Source organism: Paenibacillus sp. JCM 10914 (assembly GCF_001315105.1).
Lineage (GTDB): Bacteria > Bacillota > Bacilli > Paenibacillales > Paenibacillaceae > Paenibacillus_AQ.
Window position 1 is genome coordinate 96,532 of the sequence record NZ_BAZR01000008.1, and the last position, 16,485, is coordinate 113,016.

At 50.8% G+C, this 16,485-nt stretch carries 9 protein-coding genes and 3 pseudogenes; 9 read left to right on the forward strand and 3 right to left on the reverse strand.

Annotated features, from left to right (window positions below):
- Nucleotides 1-104 precede the first annotated feature (104 nt).
- The 3 genes and pseudogenes from JCM10914_RS31800 to JCM10914_RS12125 all read right to left on the reverse strand — a co-directional run bounded on the left by JCM10914_RS31800 (nucleotide 105) and on the right by JCM10914_RS12125 (nucleotide 3,250).
- Nucleotides 105-1,897: pseudogene (locus JCM10914_RS31800) on the reverse strand (LTA synthase family protein).
- A 297-nt stretch (nucleotides 1,898-2,194) separates the two neighbouring features.
- Nucleotides 2,195-2,881, reverse strand: coding sequence for a CidB/LrgB family autolysis modulator (locus JCM10914_RS12120; protein WP_023961215.1), 687 nt, complete (start codon nucleotides 2,879-2,881; stop codon nucleotides 2,195-2,197).
- Nucleotides 2,882-2,887: 6 nt separating this feature from the next.
- Nucleotides 2,888-3,250: a CidA/LrgA family protein gene (locus JCM10914_RS12125; RefSeq protein WP_023961217.1), complete on the reverse strand. Its 363-nt coding sequence runs from the start codon at nucleotides 3,248-3,250 to the stop codon at nucleotides 2,888-2,890.
- Nucleotides 3,251-3,372: 122 nt separating this feature from the next.
- Here JCM10914_RS12125 and JCM10914_RS12130 point away from each other — a divergent pair.
- The 9 genes and pseudogenes from JCM10914_RS12130 (at nucleotide 3,373) to JCM10914_RS12170 (ending at nucleotide 16,442) form a co-directional block, all read left to right on the forward strand.
- Nucleotides 3,373-4,262: pseudogene (locus JCM10914_RS12130) on the forward strand (LysR family transcriptional regulator).
- 99 nt (nucleotides 4,263-4,361) lie between these two features.
- The gene (locus JCM10914_RS12135; protein WP_370570238.1) at nucleotides 4,362-5,993 is read left to right on the forward strand and encodes a catalase; all 1,632 of its coding nucleotides are present in this window, start codon (nucleotides 4,362-4,364) and stop codon (nucleotides 5,991-5,993) included.
- A 220-nt stretch (nucleotides 5,994-6,213) separates the two neighbouring features.
- Nucleotides 6,214-7,262 (forward strand): annotated as a pseudogene (locus JCM10914_RS12140) (oxidoreductase).
- Nucleotides 7,263-7,370: 108 nt separating this feature from the next.
- Complete coding sequence (pdaA, locus tag JCM10914_RS12145) at nucleotides 7,371-8,165, forward strand: delta-lactam-biosynthetic de-N-acetylase (RefSeq protein ID WP_023961227.1); 795 nt, start codon at nucleotides 7,371-7,373, stop codon at nucleotides 8,163-8,165.
- Nucleotides 8,166-8,316: 151 nt separating this feature from the next.
- Complete coding sequence (locus JCM10914_RS12150; RefSeq protein WP_023961229.1) at nucleotides 8,317-10,605, forward strand: ATP-dependent DNA helicase; 2,289 nt, start codon at nucleotides 8,317-8,319, stop codon at nucleotides 10,603-10,605.
- Between the two features lie 432 nt (nucleotides 10,606-11,037).
- On the forward strand, nucleotides 11,038-12,150 hold the full coding sequence (gene rsgA, locus JCM10914_RS12155) for a ribosome small subunit-dependent GTPase A (RefSeq protein ID WP_023961231.1): 1,113 nt from the start codon (nucleotides 11,038-11,040) through the stop codon (nucleotides 12,148-12,150).
- Nucleotides 12,151-12,280: 130 nt separating this feature from the next.
- Nucleotides 12,281-12,838, forward strand: a complete 558-nt coding sequence (locus tag JCM10914_RS12160; RefSeq protein WP_023961233.1) for a MarR family winged helix-turn-helix transcriptional regulator — start codon at nucleotides 12,281-12,283, stop codon at nucleotides 12,836-12,838.
- 11 nt (nucleotides 12,839-12,849) lie between these two features.
- Complete coding sequence (locus JCM10914_RS12165) at nucleotides 12,850-14,577, forward strand: ABC transporter ATP-binding protein (protein WP_023961235.1); 1,728 nt, start codon at nucleotides 12,850-12,852, stop codon at nucleotides 14,575-14,577.
- Nucleotides 14,574-16,442, forward strand: coding sequence for an ABC transporter ATP-binding protein (locus JCM10914_RS12170; RefSeq protein WP_023961237.1), 1,869 nt, complete (start codon nucleotides 14,574-14,576; stop codon nucleotides 16,440-16,442). Before JCM10914_RS12165 ends, JCM10914_RS12170 begins: the two co-directional genes overlap by 4 nt.
- Nucleotides 16,443-16,485 lie beyond the last annotated feature (43 nt).

A 16,485-nucleotide genomic window follows, 5' to 3' on the forward strand; every position in this document is an offset into this window, starting at 1 on the left:
TATAACACAAGGGATGTGACACATATAACTACATAATAAAAGAGCAACCACCTCCGGAGATCCAGGATGATTGCCCTTGCTTTTGAGTGACGAGACTCTGCCTGCTATTGATGCAGCGGCAGTTGCCTGATATAGCTGTCGGACAGGTGCAGAAGCTGCAGCGCCCGCTCGAATTCTGCTTGCGAAGCCTGTGTGGATTGCTCATCCGAATGCGGCAATGGATGCTTGGTGCCATCCTCGTAACCGATACCCGGAATATACAGGGTAGACTGATTGATGAACGTACCGGACGGAAGGTAATACCGTTCTGGTAGCAGGTTGTTATCCTTGTGATTTATCAAATCCTGACCGAAGTGAAGCTGTTGATCTAAAGGTGCGCCAAGGAGGTTGGCGATGGTCGGCAGCAGGTCGATCTGCCCACCCACTTGCTCCATAACCTCCGGCTGAACATCTCCGCCATGGATCATGAGGGGGATATTGATCATGTCGGCTGAATTGTAATCCCGGCCATATATTTCATGCATGAGCTCTTTGTCTTTATTGTCGAGCGAGTATATCGGTAGCCCGAGGTGATCTCCGTATACGACGACCAGACTATTGTCCCACACGCCATCCTGCTTCAGTTGATCGATGAATTTGCCAAGCGCATCATCCGCGTAGTTCTGGGAACGGATATAGTCACCCACAAACGTACCCTCGTAGCGCTCAGGTAGTGTCATCCGGTATTTATCCTCCGGTATGGTATACGGATGATGTGCGGACATCGAAATAACCTGTGCGTAGAATGGGGTTCCCGAGTCGTTCATCTCTTTCAATACCGGCGCAGTCCTGGCATAAAGTGCGTCGTCGGATGCACCGAAGAACAATTTGTCATCTTCGCCGAAGAACGATTTGTCATAATAACGCCCGAACCGAGTGCTTTATACAGCTCGGCGCGATTCCAGAACTCGACGACATTCGTATGGAATGTGGCAGATTCATAGCCTTCGTTCCCGAGCAGCCTTGGCAAGCTTGGAAGCTCGCGATCTGCATAGTGCTGTGTCGCCGCCCCTCTTGGTGGGATGTAGAAGGATGTGTTCACCACGAACTCGGCGTCAGAGGTGTTGCCCTGTCCGACATTCTGGAAGAAGTTCGGGAAGTAAAGGCTCTCTTGCGCCAGCTTGTTCATGTTCGGCGTGATTTCTTTGCCGTCAATGCTCAGGTTCATCAGGAAGTTCTGATAGGACTCCATCTGAATGATAATGAGGTTCTTGCCTTTAGCCGCACCCTGCAACAACGGTTCGGTTGGAGGCGGCGTTTGTTTAAGTTCATTGATTTTATTCTGTGTAATCATATCGGCATCAGCCAGTTCCGTATTTTCCTTCTGAAAAATCGTGTAGGCTTCGTAGTTGAGGATACCCATCTCCTGGGCTTTCACGATTTCATTCATACTAGCTCGGTTCGGCATGATTTGGAACAGGCACAACATCAGGGAGAGAATAAACACAATCGGTACGAATTTGCGCTTCTCCTTCTTGGTATGGCGAATCTTCCATTTCTTGACGCGGTCACTGCGCCACAGCAGGACGAATAAGACGATAATATCCGTAAAGATCAGCAGGTAGTAGGGATCCATGAGCGAGAACACGCTGTTGCTCACGGCAGTCACTTGGTTCACTTGTTCCAGTGCGTGGTAGGTAACGATGACGCCGTAATATTTGTAATACATGATGGCTGCGAAGAATATGGCGGTCAGTAATAAGTTCACGCACATATAGATCGTCAGCTTTCGCTTGGAAGCGAACATCTCAATGAGACTGAATACAAGCCAGATAAACGGGATTTCGGTCATGAGCGGCTTCCATGGCATCACGTCATCAAAGATGACCACCCAGGCCAGATAGCTCTTGAGAATCATGATGACGGAGAAAAATATAAAAGGCTTCGTGATCGTTAACCGAAACCGCGAGGTGGATAACACCCGTATCCCCTTCCTTTCATGCCGCAGATGTGAATGAATTGATAAGAGCGGCGATCCATTTTAGATAGTATAGATTCCAGTTATTTTACAAAAGGAATGAACAAAACTTATTATGACCTCTTCGGAGAAGGTTGTCAAAGAGATAAAGTAAGTTAGAAAATTTCGCATAACAACAAGAATAACACACTGCAAAAACCGGCTTTAACCGGCTCTTGAGTCGTGGCTAATGATGGATTATAAGAAGGACATGATAAGAGGGGCAATGCCGAGCGTTAAAAGGGCAGCCAGAATCATCGATATGCTGGAAATCGTACCGGATAAGGAACTGAATTCGAAGGCTTTGGAGGTACCGGTGCCGTGAGCTCCTGTGCCGAGCAGAATGCCTCTGGCAATATCGCCGTGAATATGGAGAATTCGCATCAGGATCGGACCGATGATTGAACCGATGATACCGGTCATAATAACGAAGATGGCCGTAATATGAGGAACTCCGCCAATTACCTCAGAGACGTCCATCGCGATAGGTGTTGTCACGGAGCGCGGTACAAGGCTGAAGGCCAGCTCACGATTGAGGTGCAGCAGTTTGGCTAACCATGCAGTCGTGACGATGGCCAGCAGTGAACCTGTCAAGACGCTGAGCACGATTTCGGCTGCGTGCTTCTTTAGAATTTGAACATTCTTGTACAGCGGAACGGCAAAGGCGATGGTGGCGGGACCTAGAAGCTTGCTTATCCAATGTGCACCCTCATTGTATGTTTCAAAAGATATGCCTGATTGTGTCAGTATCATGATTAACAGCAGCGGAGTTAACAGCAACGGTGATAAATACACTTTTGGCACACGGCGATACAACAGTTTGGCAGCGTAATATATTCCGGTCGTCAAGATGAGTCCGAAAAAGAGAGGATGTAGTGGCTGCATCGTGTATCAGCGCTCCTTTCTGGATGAGATGAACCTTGCCATCAGCCCAGTGCCTGACATCACGATCAGGGTGCTGAGCAGCACGACGGCTGTTATTTGTATGCCTGTCGTTTTAAGCAGGGGGAAATATTGCATGATCCCGACAGCGGCGGGAATGAAGAACAGCAGCAATTCAGCAAGCAGCCACGAGGCGCCAATCTCAACCCACTCCAAGCGGATGATCCGGAGTTCAAGCAGCATGAACAGGAGCCCGATCCCGAGAATACTGCCCGGTATGCCGATGTCCAGCCAAGCGGCCACATGGTTCATGACGATCGAAAGGAGCATCAATCCAGCAACCTGCACACTGCCTTTTAGTACATTGCCCATGGTGACTGCACTCCTTTGGTTTTCATTGTTAATGAAATTTTACATCTTGTTCTTTCATAGGTAAAATGCATATATCGAATCATTATCATTCCATTTATCTATAACAAGTAGGAGGCGAGCACGTGGATATCAGGCATCTGCAGTATTTTCTGGAGGTGGCCCGGAACGAGAGTTTCACCAAAGCGGCAGAGAAGCTATACATTACACAGCCGACCATCAGCAAGACGATTCGCAACATGGAGGATGAATGGGGGGTTACCTTGTTCCATCGACAGGGGAAGCGGATTGAATTGACTGATGCCGGGCTAATCATGTTTCAACAAGCCCAGCGTATAGTGGAATCGTTTCAGCAGGTATCGGCGGAATTAGGGGATCTGATGAACCTGAAGCAGGGGCATCTGCGAATCGGACTGCCGCCTATGGTCGGGTCCAGCTTTTTCCCTAAGGTGATCGGTCAATTCCATCGCAAGTATCCCCATATTACGATTCAGCTTGTGGAGGATGGAGCGAAGAAGCTTGAAGCCGATGTGGAGAGTGGTCAGACGGATATAGGCGTGGCGGTGCTCCCTGTCGACGAGGAGGTTTTCCATTATTATTCCTTCGTGAAAGAAAAGCTTAATCTGCTTGTTCATCCGTCGCACCGTTTGGCCAGCCGGGCCCATGTGAATCTGAGTGAGCTTGCAGACGAATCCTTTGTGCTCTTTCGTGAGGATTTCACTTTGCATGATCGAATTATCCGCGAATGTGTGAATGCGGGGTTTGAGCCGAATATTGTATATGAAAGCTCCCAGTGGGACTTGATTAGCGGGATGGTGGCAGCGAATTTGGGAATCGCCCTATTACCTGAGACGATCTGCAAGGAAATCGATTCGGCGCGCGTATCCATTCTACCTTAGATAATCCGTCCATTCCGTGGCAACTGGGCATGATCTGGCGGAAAGACCGTTACTTATCCTTCGCGGTGAGGGAGTGGATTAGCTTTACGCAGGGTTTGCTCGCCGAGAAAACATAGGTTGTTCAAATAAATGGTTCATTTCATACATTTTCACTCCTTGGACATAATATCCATAGTAAGAGCGTGCATAAATACAAGCCGAATATCCAAGGAGGAATGAGACTCGTGAGTGGACAAGAGCATGATGATCAGAATGGACTGCCTGAACAAAACCGTGGTTATGCAGATCAACGCGGCGAGACTGAGCGTAATGACACGTTGACGAACCGTCAGGGACATCCGATATCGGATAATCAGAATGTGCGTACCGTGGGCAATCGCGGCCCGATGACACTGGAGAATTATCATTTTCTGGAGAAGATCACACACTTTGACCGGGAGCGGATTCCAGAGCGTGTGGTTCATGCCAGAGGCGCTGGGGCACATGGATATTTTGAAGCGTATGGTAAAGCAGGCGAAGAGCCGGTATCCAAATACACCCGGGCGAAGCTGTTTCAGGTTGAAGGGAAGCGGACGCCCGTATTCGTCAGATTCTCGACGGTGGTGCATGGTTCAGGCTCGCCGGAGACGCTCCGGGACCCGCGCGGATTTGCCGTGAAGTTCTATACCGAAGAGGGCAACTGGGATCTAGTAGGCAACAATCTAAAAATCTTCTTTATTCGCGATCCGCTTAAATTCCCGGATATGGTGCATGCGTTCAAACCTGATCCGGTATCCAACGTTCCAGGTCCTGTCGGCATGTTCGATTTCGTATCCCGCAGCCCGGAAGCTACCCATATGATTACGTTCCTGTGGTCTCCATGGGGAATCCCGGCCAACTACCGTCAGATGCAGGGTTCAGGCGTTAATACATATAAATGGGTTAATGCCGAGGGTACGGGCGTGCTGGTTAAATATCATTGGGAGCCGATTAAGCAAGGGATCAAGAACTTGACGCAGGCTGAAGCGAACAAGGTTCAGGGCATGAATGACAGCCATGCTACCCAGGATTTGTATGAAGCGATTGAGCGGGGCGATTATCCGGAATGGGAGCTGTGCGTACAGATCATGAGTGATGACGATCATCCGGAGCTTGAATTTGATCCGCTCGACCCGACGAAGCTGTGGCCGGAGGATCAATTCCCATTCTTGAAGGTTGGCAAAATGGTGCTGGACCGCAATCCCGAGAATTACTATAACGAAGTGGAGCAGGCGGCCTTCGGTACCGGGGTGCTGGTGGACGGTCTTGATTTCTCCGATGATAAGCTGCTGCAAGGGCGTACGTTCTCGTATTCCGATACGCAGCGTCATCGGGTGGGAACGAATTATTTACAGCTTCCAATCAATGCACCGAAGAAGCGGGTGGCCACGAACCAACGCGGCGGGCAAATGTCCTATTTCGTGGACAAAGCGCCAGAACAAAGCGCGCATGTGGACTACGAACCATCGATGACGGATGGTTTGGTGGAAGCATCGCAGACGGCAAAGCCGCACCAGCCCCACTATGACGCCAACCTCGTTCGGCAGAAACTGGACCGGACGCTGGATTTTAAGCAAGCCGGGGATACGTATAGAGCTTTTGAAGACTGGGAGCGCACGGAACTTGTTAACAACCTGGCAGGTGCTCTGGCCCAATGCGATGTTCGCATCCAAGACAAGATGATCGAGTATTTCACGAATGCGGATGAAGAATACGGACGCCGCGTGCGAGAGGGACTGGAGCAAGCGAAGAAGAATGCTGTGGAGAATCCCCATGAGCAAGCGGTGGCAGACGCTAACCAAATGGGGCATGACGCCGATCGATATTAAGCGAAGCACTTTGGTCTTCTGTCCTCCATTGGGTTAGGTGAAGGGAAGTTTTAGTTCTGGAACATACGGGTAGTTTAAGATCATATGAGATCTTAAGCTGCCTTTTTTACTATGGTTTTGCTACAAATCCTTCAAGAAATCCGCAGGAGGCGCAAGGAATTGGTACAGTCTGTATCGAATGAACATAGAACCATGGAAGATGGAGAAGGGGGTTCGCGTTGTGGCAATACAAGCAGGAATAATTGGATATGGCTTGTCAGGCTCGGTGTTTCATGCGCCGATTCTTTGCAGTGTGCCAGATTATAACGTTCACACCATCGTATCATCTGATCCGAGCAAGGTTCACAAGGATTTGCCCGACACATCCGTTGTGGATAGTGTCGATGAGCTTCTCGCTATCCCTGAGATTGATGTCGTCATCATCACAAGCCCGAATACGACCCATCATGAATATACCCGACTTGCAATTGAAGCCGGTAAGCACGTTGTTGTGGAGAAGCCGTTCACGGTGACTTCCGCTGAAGCGGACGAATTAATCCAACTTGCCCGTGAACGTAATGTGTTGCTGACCGTATATCAGAATCGGCGTTGGGACAATGATTTCTTAACGGTTCGTAATCTGCTGGAGACCGGAGCACTCGGCAAGTTGTCGATCTATCAGTCACAATTCAGTCGTTACCGTCCGCAGGTGAATGCGGAGCGTTGGAGAGAGCAGGGTCTCCCGGGTTCCGGCGTATTATTCGATCTAGGGTCGCATCTGATCGATCAGGCGCTGTATCTGTTCGGATTGCCCCAATCGATCTGGGCCGATCTGCAGACCGAACGGCAAGGGGCGGAGGCTCACGATTATTTTCATCTGGTAATGAGGTATGCTTCACACCGTGTTGTTCTCCACTCGGGCTCGTTGGTCCGGCAGGTCGGACCGAAGTTCGAGCTCCACGGAGATAAAGGAAGCTTCCTGAAATACGGCATGGACCTCAGGAAGGGCAACTGAAGCAAGGAATGAGACCGGGCGATGCCGGCTGGGGTGAAGATCCATCGGATCAGTACGGCGAATTGGCAACCGAGTTGAGCGGATTGGCGGTACAAGGCGAGATTGAGACCTTGCCGGGACGCTATCAAGCGTTCTATCAAGGGTTAGCGGAGGCGATTCTTAAGGGAGGTACTTTGCCTGTGCAGGCGGAAGAGGCACGGGATGTGATTCGGATGATCGAATATGCACTGCAGAGCCATCAGGAAGGCCGCACTGTTCCAATTCTTCAAAAATAGGGCACATAGTTTGCTCCGGTTTGAGAGATATTAGGTTATGTTGCACAACCTTTGGCATTCATAGCGACCAAGGGAAGTCCATACCTCACCAATAAGGAGTGAACGGATATGAAGCCTTATAATGTCCTTCGACCGGCACTTATGCTTCTCATGAGTTTGACGGTGATACTGACCGCGTCTACCGAAGCTTGGGCGGCCGGCAGCGGTCCCTTTCATTTTGGGTTTAAGAAAAGCGTGAATGGCCAGCTCCCATCGATCAACGAGGAAGGTTTCAAAGAGCTGCTGCAGAAATATGATGCAGTCTTCATGGGGGATGCCAACAAGAAGGAACTGTATCTGACGTTCGATAACGGATACGAGAACGGATTCACCCCGCGCATACTGGATACGTTGCAAGAGAAGAAAGTGCCTGCTGCCTTCTTTGTGACGGGGCATTACGTGAAGACACAGGAAGATCTGTTGAAGCGGATGACGGCCGAAGGCCACATCATTGGCAACCATTCTTGGAACCATCCGGATGTAACCACGATCTCGTCCGAGAAACTGACGGAAGAGCTTGAGCGTGTGAAGAAAGAAGTGATACGTATTACGGGTCAACCGGAGCTGAAATATCTTCGGACTCCCCGCGGCATATTTGACGAGCGGTCACTCTCGGTCAGCAAGGATCTTGGTTACACCAACGTATTCTGGTCTTTGGCTTATATGGATTGGGATGTGAAGTCGCAGAAGGGCGCGCAATATGCCTACGATAAGGTGACAGCCCAGCTGCATCCTGGTGCGGTCATACTGCTTCATTCGATCTCGAAGGACAACACAGAGGCGCTCGGACGTATCATAGACGAAGCCCGCGGCCGGGGGTATGAATTTAAGTCTCTGGACCAGATGCAGATCAAGGCTCCATAAATCAATTGACAGGCGAGAGCGTATGGACGCTATCCATTTGGGATAGCGGCTATACGCTTTTTTTGCTGCCTTCGGATTTCGATTCTTCGCATTCAGGAACGAATGTTTGGTATAATACGCTCCAGAAGATCTTGATCGGAAGGAGAGCATAATGCTGTATACCATATCTATCTCGGTCAGACCACTGGTGGAATATGTGTTTCGCAGTGGAAGCATTACGTCCGGTTTTCGAACGGCAACATCGCTCACAGAAGGGACACGGGCCCATCAGCAGTTGCAGCGGGAATACGGAGAGCTTGACCAGAAGGAAGTTCACCTGGAGACGGAGATCGCGCATGAGGACCTGCTCTTCCAAGTGGAGGGGCGTTGTGACGGTTTAATCCGGGAAGGGGAGCGCTTCATGATCGACGAGATCAAGTCGACTTCAGGGGACCTTGGCGAGATCGCGCAGGATACGTATCCGGTTCACTGGGCGCAGGCCAAGCTGTATGCCTATATGTACGCCAAACTGCATGATATGGCGCAAATGGCGATCCGGCTAACCTACTTTCAGGTGCCGAGCGGGGAGCGGAAGCAATTTGTCGAGGAATGGACATTGGAAGAACTTACGGCTTTTGCCCAGGAGGTCGTGGCAGCGTACGCTCCCTATGCAAGGTTGCTGCACGAGCATGCGCAGCGAAGGAATCAGAGCATTAAGGAGTTGGGCTTTCCGTTTCCTGCTTACCGGGAAGGGCAGCGAAAGCTAGCCGGTGCGGTCTATAAAAGCGTGGGCGAAGGCCGACGACTGTTTGCCAAAGCACCTACAGGCATCGGCAAAACGATATCCACCTTGTTCCCTTCGGTAAAAGCGATCGGCGAAGGGTTGCTTACACGCATCTTCTATTTGACAGCTAAGACGATTACGCGCACAGCCGCCGAAGAGGCGATGGCTCGCATGGAGCGGCAAGGACTTCATATGCACACAGTGACGTTAACGGCGAAAGACAAGATTTGCTTCGGCGAATCGGAAGGCTGCGGAGCGATGGGCTGCTCCTTCTCGGAAGGGTACTATGACCGTATCAACGAAGCGATTCTGGACTTGCTGGCCCATGAGACCTTAATTACACGGCCGGTGGTCGAGGACTATGCGCGCAAGCATCATGTGTGTCCGTTTGAATTCTCGCTGGATGCGTCATATGCCGCAGATGCCGTCATTTGTGACTATAACTATATATTTGATCCGCGCGTATCGTTGAAGCGAATGCCGGAGGAGACGAAGAAGCGAAGCGTGCTGCTGATCGACGAGGCGCATAATCTGGTTGACCGCGCACGGGGCATGTACTCGGCGGAGCTCAACAAATCGGCGTTTCTCGAGCTGCAGCGGTCTTACAAAGAGAGCAATCCAGCCTTGTACAACGCTGCCAAGCGGGTGAATAGCCGCTTTAAGCTGCTCCGCAAGGCCAGCGAGAACGAGGAGCGTATCGTCGGCTCCCAGCAGCCGGAGATGATGGTGGAACTGTTGGAGGATTTTGCGCTGCAAGCCGAGGCTGAGCTTATGACCGGTAAGAGTGGTGAAGAGGCGGAGGCGCTGCTTGAGAGTTATTTTGCTGTACAGGCTTATCTGCGCATTTCCAAGCTGTATGATGAGCGGTTTGTGACGTATGCGGAGCTGAGTCAGAGTGAGGTATATCTCAAGCTGTTCTGCCTGGACCCATCCTATTTGCTGCAGCAGGCCGGCAAGAACTATCGGTCAAGCATCTTGTTCTCGGCAACATTGATGCCGCTCGGCTATTACCGCGACATGCTTGGAGCTGAAGAGGAGGATTATAGCTTATCCATCCCTTCCCCCTTCTCAGCAGACCAGCTGGACATGAGAGTAATGCCGCTGTCTACCCGTTATAAAGATCGGGAGCGCAATCTGGAACCGATAGTCAGGATGCTGGTGGAACTCGTGCAGGAGAAGCCGGTGAATACGCTGGTTTTTCTACCATCTTACCCCTACATGCAGGACATTCATGCAGCCTTCACTAGACTGAATCCGGAAGTGAGAACATTGCTTCAGGGACAAGGCATGAGTGAGGAGCAGCGCGAGGCTTTCCTGGAGGCGTTCCAGTCCGATGCGAAGGCTCCTATAGTGGGATTTGCCGTCATGGGAGGCATCTTCTCGGAAGGCATTGATCTGAAGGGAGAAAGGCTTTCCAGCGTGGTGGTAGTCGGCGTCGGACTGCCGCAGTTATCCTTCGAGAACGATATCATTAAAGATTATTTCGATCGGACTGGTAAGCGGGGGTACGATTACGCTTATGTGTACCCGGGAATAAATAAAGTGCTGCAAGCCGGCGGGCGCTTGATCCGCTCGGAGCAGGATAGCGGCACGCTTACACTCGTGGACGACCGGTTCCTGAACCGTCAGTACGGACTGCTGCTTCCGGATGAATGGCGACGCTTTCGGAGAATCTAACACTAGGAAGATGTTGACACGCAGAATCACAGGTCCTATAATACGGATTATATTAAGCAAGCATAAAGGAGGCTGATGTCAAAATGAGTAACTTACAGAATGTACGTGTTGCGTTGTCGGCATCGGTCTCTTCGGACGGAAAGTTCTAACTGGTTATTGGAATAAGGCGACATTTGAGCGTGCCTTTATTTCCTTTGACCTCAAGGAACCCGTAGGAGACCGTGAATGGTATCCTGCGGGTTTCTTTATGTCTATCCAGAAGTTGTGTGTCCCCGATGATTCGTTATGTTCAGACCATCGAGCAGATTCACTTCGATTTAGTCATCAAGTATGAGCCGCAGATACCGGAGTCTGTGGCTTTTTTATATGCAAAAAAACAAAACCCAATCAAACCATTAAAATCTTGATCAGGATAAGGGGAAATTAATCATTTTGAATAAACCAAACATGAAGCAGTTAGAAGCATTGGGATGGAATGAACGATGGAATGAAGCGGCGCTTCAAGTGCCGAGACAAGATAAGGTCTTAGAGCCAGCCAGGATTTCTGCTCAGTTCTCGAAGCAATACCGGATCGTGGCTAAGGATGGCGAGCTGGCAGCGGTCGTTACCGGTAAATATGAATATGAGGCGGAAAGAAAGAGTGATTTCCCTGCCGTTGGCGACTGGGTGATGGTAGAGCGGCTGCAAGGAGAATCACGGGCAGTCATTCATAAGCTGCTCCCTCGTCAAGGAGCCGTAACGCGCAGGGAAGCGGGTACCGTTCCAGATGAACAGGTGATTGCCGCGAATGTCGACACGGTATTTATCGTCAATGCGCTGAATAAAGATTTCAATGTTCGCCGGATTGAACGCTACCTGATTGTCGTCTGGGAGAGCGGGGCGACGCCAGTAGTCCTGCTGACCAAAGCGGATCTATGTGAGACGGTAGATGAGTATGTATCGCAGGTAGAGGCAGTTGCCCCGGGTGTACCGGTTCATGCCGTCAGTTCCCTGATGGATCAGGGGAAGGAACAACTATTGCCCTACTTGGTCCCGGGCAGTACCGTTGCGATAGCAGGAACATCAGGCGCAGGGAAGTCGACGCTCCTGAATTGGCTTTCCGGCCAGGAAATGCAGCGAGTTCAAGGAATACGGGAGGATGACGCCAGAGGCCGTCATACAACCACGCACCGGGAATTGTTCGTACTGCCTGGCGGGGTGATCATGGTGGATACCCCAGGCATGCGTGAGCTGCAGCTATGGGATTCGGAAGAGGGGCTGCAAACGGCTTTCTCTGATATTACAGAACTGGAGCAGCAGTGCAAGTTCCATGACTGCCGTCATGAAACGGAATCGGGATGCGCGGTTCAAGCAGCTTTGCAGGATGGGACACTGGATGCCAAGCGATATATGAATTATCGGAAGACCGAGCGTGAGTTGGCTCATATGGCGCGGAAGGAAAGAATGAGCGCCAGGAAGCAGAGCAAGAATACGGGTAAGCAGGGGCGCAAGAAGGGTAGAGATCATAGCGGGGCGTATGGTCGACATCTATTAGACGAAGAATAAATATCAAAGGCAATCAACCGAAGTCACTTGACTTCGGTTTTCTTTAGGAATATAGTTAGGTAGCCGAATAAATAGTTAACCTAACTAATTTAGAGAAAGTGCATTTTTTAATCCGGAAAGAGGTGGCCCAGTGAATGATGAACCGCACCTAGATCTGCATACACGATATCAAGATGGCGAAGCCGAACGCATGGCTAAGGAGCGAATCCGGAGGGAGAATAACCATGAAGGTAGCATAGCTAACAGGCTCTTGCACAGCATTCGGATGTTTCAGAAGCAGGAATGGGATCAGCAGATGATTTCCGGTCATACACCAGGTGAAATTCGCGTGCTGATTGGACTTAAGCGTTGTGGGAGACCGGATGGGCCTGGCATGAAGGTGTCGGAAATCAGCGAGATGATGAACGTTACATCACCGACGATTACCCAGTTCATTAATGCCTTGGAATGCAAGGGGCTCGTGGAGCGGGTGATGGATCAGCGCGACCGCCGTGTCGTTCGCGTCCAGATGACCGCTGCTGGCGAGGAAGTGGTAACCCAGGCGTTTGCGAATCTGCACCAGCACTTTAACGGTCTCGTTGAATACCTGGGTGAAGAGGCCAGCGTCAAATTGACGGAATTGTTAACCAAGGTTTATGAGTATAAAGCCCAAGCGGGCAAGAATAAACAAACCTCGGAAGATGAATAGGGGGTGGGCTCTTGTTACAACTGTTTCGATATATGAAGCCTTATAAGACAGCTGTGTTTTTTGTTTTGTTGTTTACTTTTTTTCAATGTTTGTCCGAGTTGTATCTGCCTACCTTAATGGCGGATATTGTCGATGTCGGCATCGTTGAAGGGGATATCCCTTATATATGGACCGTTGGCGGCTTTATGTTATTAGTTGCTTTGGGGGGGATGGTCTGTTCCATCATAGCCAGCTACTTGGCGTCCAAATCGGCAGCCGGTTTCGGCAAAATCCTGCGCGGTCGTGTTTTTTCGCATGTAGAGAATTTCACGCTGCAGGAGTTTGACAAGATCGGTACAGCTTCTCTGATTACACGGACCACGAATGACATCACCCAAGTGCAGCAAGTTACGATCATGATTCTGCGGATGATGGCGATTGCACCGATGATGTGTATCGGAGGCATCGTCATGGCATTGTCCAGGGATACTGGCCTGACAACGGTGCTGCTGGTCGTGCTTCCCGTGCTGGCGCTGACGATATTCCTGATTGCTAAGAAGGGAATACCGCTCTTCAAAGCGATCCAGACCAAGATCGATACGCTTAGCCGGGTCGTTCGGGAGAGTCTGACTGGCATCCGGGTCGTTCGTTCATTTAACCGTGTGAAGCATGAGACTGCACGCTTTAATGATGCGAATGAGGATCTTACGGCAACGTCTATCAAAGTGAACATCATCATGGGGGCCATGATGCCCGTCATGATGCTGGTCATGAACTTCGCTACTCTGGCTATCGTTTGGTTCGGGGGTCAGCGCATCGATAAGGGGCATATGATGGTTGGCGATTTGATGGCATTTCTTCAATACGCCATGATGATTATGTTCTCGTTAATTATGTTGTCGGTCATGTTCGTCATGATCCCGCGTGCCCAAGCATCCGCGGTTCGCATTCAGGAAGTGCTGAATATGGCGCCTGAAATTCATGATCCCGAACAGCCGCACAATGCAGGACGCCAACGCGGCACCCTGACATTCGAGGATGTTACCTTCTATTATCCGGGCGCGGAGGAGCCGGCGATCAGCCATATTTCCTTTGAAGCTGGTCCTGGGGAAGTGACGGCTATTATTGGTGGAACGGGCTCAGGCAAGTCCACGTTGATCAGTCTGATCCCTAGGTTCTATGATGTGACCGAAGGCCGGATACGGGTCAATGGTACTGATATCCGCGAGATGACCCAGAAGGACCTAAGAGAGCGAATCGGCTTCGTGCCGCAGAAAGCGCTGCTGTTTACCGGCACGATCGCAGAGAATATTCGTTATGGCAAGGAGGAAGCCACCGAGCAGGAGATTCAGCGAGCGGCCGAGATTGCGCAAGCTGCCGACTTCATCCATGCGATGGATGGCGGGTATGAGGCTGAGATTAGTCAAGGCGGAAGCAACGTCTCCGGCGGGCAGAAGCAGCGGTTATCAATTGCGAGAGCGCTCGTTAGGCAGGCGGAGATCTATGTATTTGACGACAGTTTCTCCGCGCTCGATTATAAGACGGATGCGAAGCTACGCGCAGCCTTGCGCCAGGAAATCACGGATGCCTCCGTGTTGATTGTGGCGCAGCGAGTAAGCACGGTTATGGATGCTGACCGGATCATTGTCCTGCATGAAGGAAAGGTGGCTGGGATGGGGACGCATGATGAGCTGATGAGCACAAGCGAGGTATACCGCGAGATCGTAACCTCCCAGTTGTCAGAGGAGGAGATCGCTTGAGTGAGAAGCAGCGGAAAGGGCATCCGGGACCAGGCGGTCCATTTGGCGGACCTCACGGCCCGGGAATGCCCGGAGCGAAGGCAAAGGATTTCAAAGGAACTTTCAAGCGGTTGGCACGCTACCTTAAGCCGCATAGCGGTAAGCTGCTTATCGTATTGATTGCAGCGATTCTCAGCACGATCTTCAGCATTGTGAGTCCGAAGATTTTGGGTAATGCGACAACCATTCTGTTCGACGGCTTATTGGCTCGAATGCAAGGGGATCCGAATGCCAGCATTGACTTTGCGGCCATCCAGCTCATTATGTTATGGCTGGCAGGATTATATATCCTCAGCTCATTGTTCGCATATATTCAGCAGTACGTGATGGCAGGGGTCGCTCAGCGAACGGTATACGATTTACGGAAAACGGTGTACGACAAGCTGGGCAAACTGCCGCTGAAGTACTTCGACTCCCGTACGCACGGGGAGACGCTCAGCCGGGTGACGAACGATATGGACAATATCAGCAACACACTCCAGCAGAGCTTGATGCAGATGATCACGTCGCTTGTAACCCTTGTCGGTGTCATCGTCATGATGCTGACGATCAGTCCATTGCTGACGCTGGTTGTCATTCTGACATTACCGCTTAGCGTGATCGTAACGATTCTGGTTGCCAAGCGATCACAGGGACATTTTGTCGCGCAGCAGAAGCATCTTGGTGATCTGAATGGACATGTGGAAGAGATGTATACGGGGCACCGGGTGGTGAAGGCTTTCGGCCGGGAGCAACAGTCCTTGCAGAAGTTCGATCAGGTCAACGATAAATTGTATGAAGCGGGCTGGAAATCCCAATTTATCTCCGGAGCCATCATGCCGCTCATGAGTTTTGTTGGCAACATCGGGTATGTAATCGTCAGCGTTGTCGGAGGTGTGCTCGTGACCCGCAATGCGATCCAGATCGGTGACATACAGGCTTTCATCCAATATTCGCGCCAGTTTACGCAGCCGATCACGCAGTTGGCCAATATTGCGAACGTGATTCAGTCCACGATTGCTTCGGCTGAACGCGTATTCGAAGTGCTTGATGAGGAAGAAGAGGTGGCTGAGGATAGCGCACCGAAGTCGATTCGCTATCCTCAGGGAGATGTGTCTTTCCAAGGTGTAAGTTTTGGCTACAAGGAAGGCCAGCATTTAATCGAGGATATGAATGTGGATGTACGACATGGGCAAACGGTAGCGATTGTGGGTCCAACCGGGGCGGGCAAGACCACGCTCATCAATCTCCTCATGCGGTTCTATGAAATCAATGCAGGCAGGATTACAATTGATGGGACAGACATCACGTCCATGGAGCGCGGCGAGCTGCGCAGCTTGTTCGGCATGGTGCTGCAGGATACCTGGCTCTTCAACGGCACTATTCGGGAGAACATCGGTTATGGCCGGGAGAACGCAACGGAAGCAGAGATTATTCGCGCAGCCGAGGCTGCCCATGCGGATCACTTTATCCGAACGCTGCCAGATGGGTATGACACGATATTGAACGAAGAGGCTTCCAATATATCGCAAGGTCAGAAACAACTGCTCACGATTGCCAGAGCGATCCTTGCCGATCCGGCGATCTTGATTCTGGATGAGGCTACGAGCAGCGTAGATACCCGTACCGAGCTGTATATTCAGAAAGCAATGAACGATTTAATGAAGGATCGTACCAGCTTCGTTATTGCCCATCGCCTATCTACAATACGTGATGCCGACCTGATTCTGGTCATGAACAACGGCAGCATCGTCGAGAAGGGAAATCACCATGAACTGCTCGAACAGGGTGGCTTCTATGCCGACCTGTACAATAGCCAGTTCAGTGATCAGCCAGAGGTAGGTTAAACTGTTCATATTATCAAGCGCGGCGGGGTGTTCCTGAGATAGC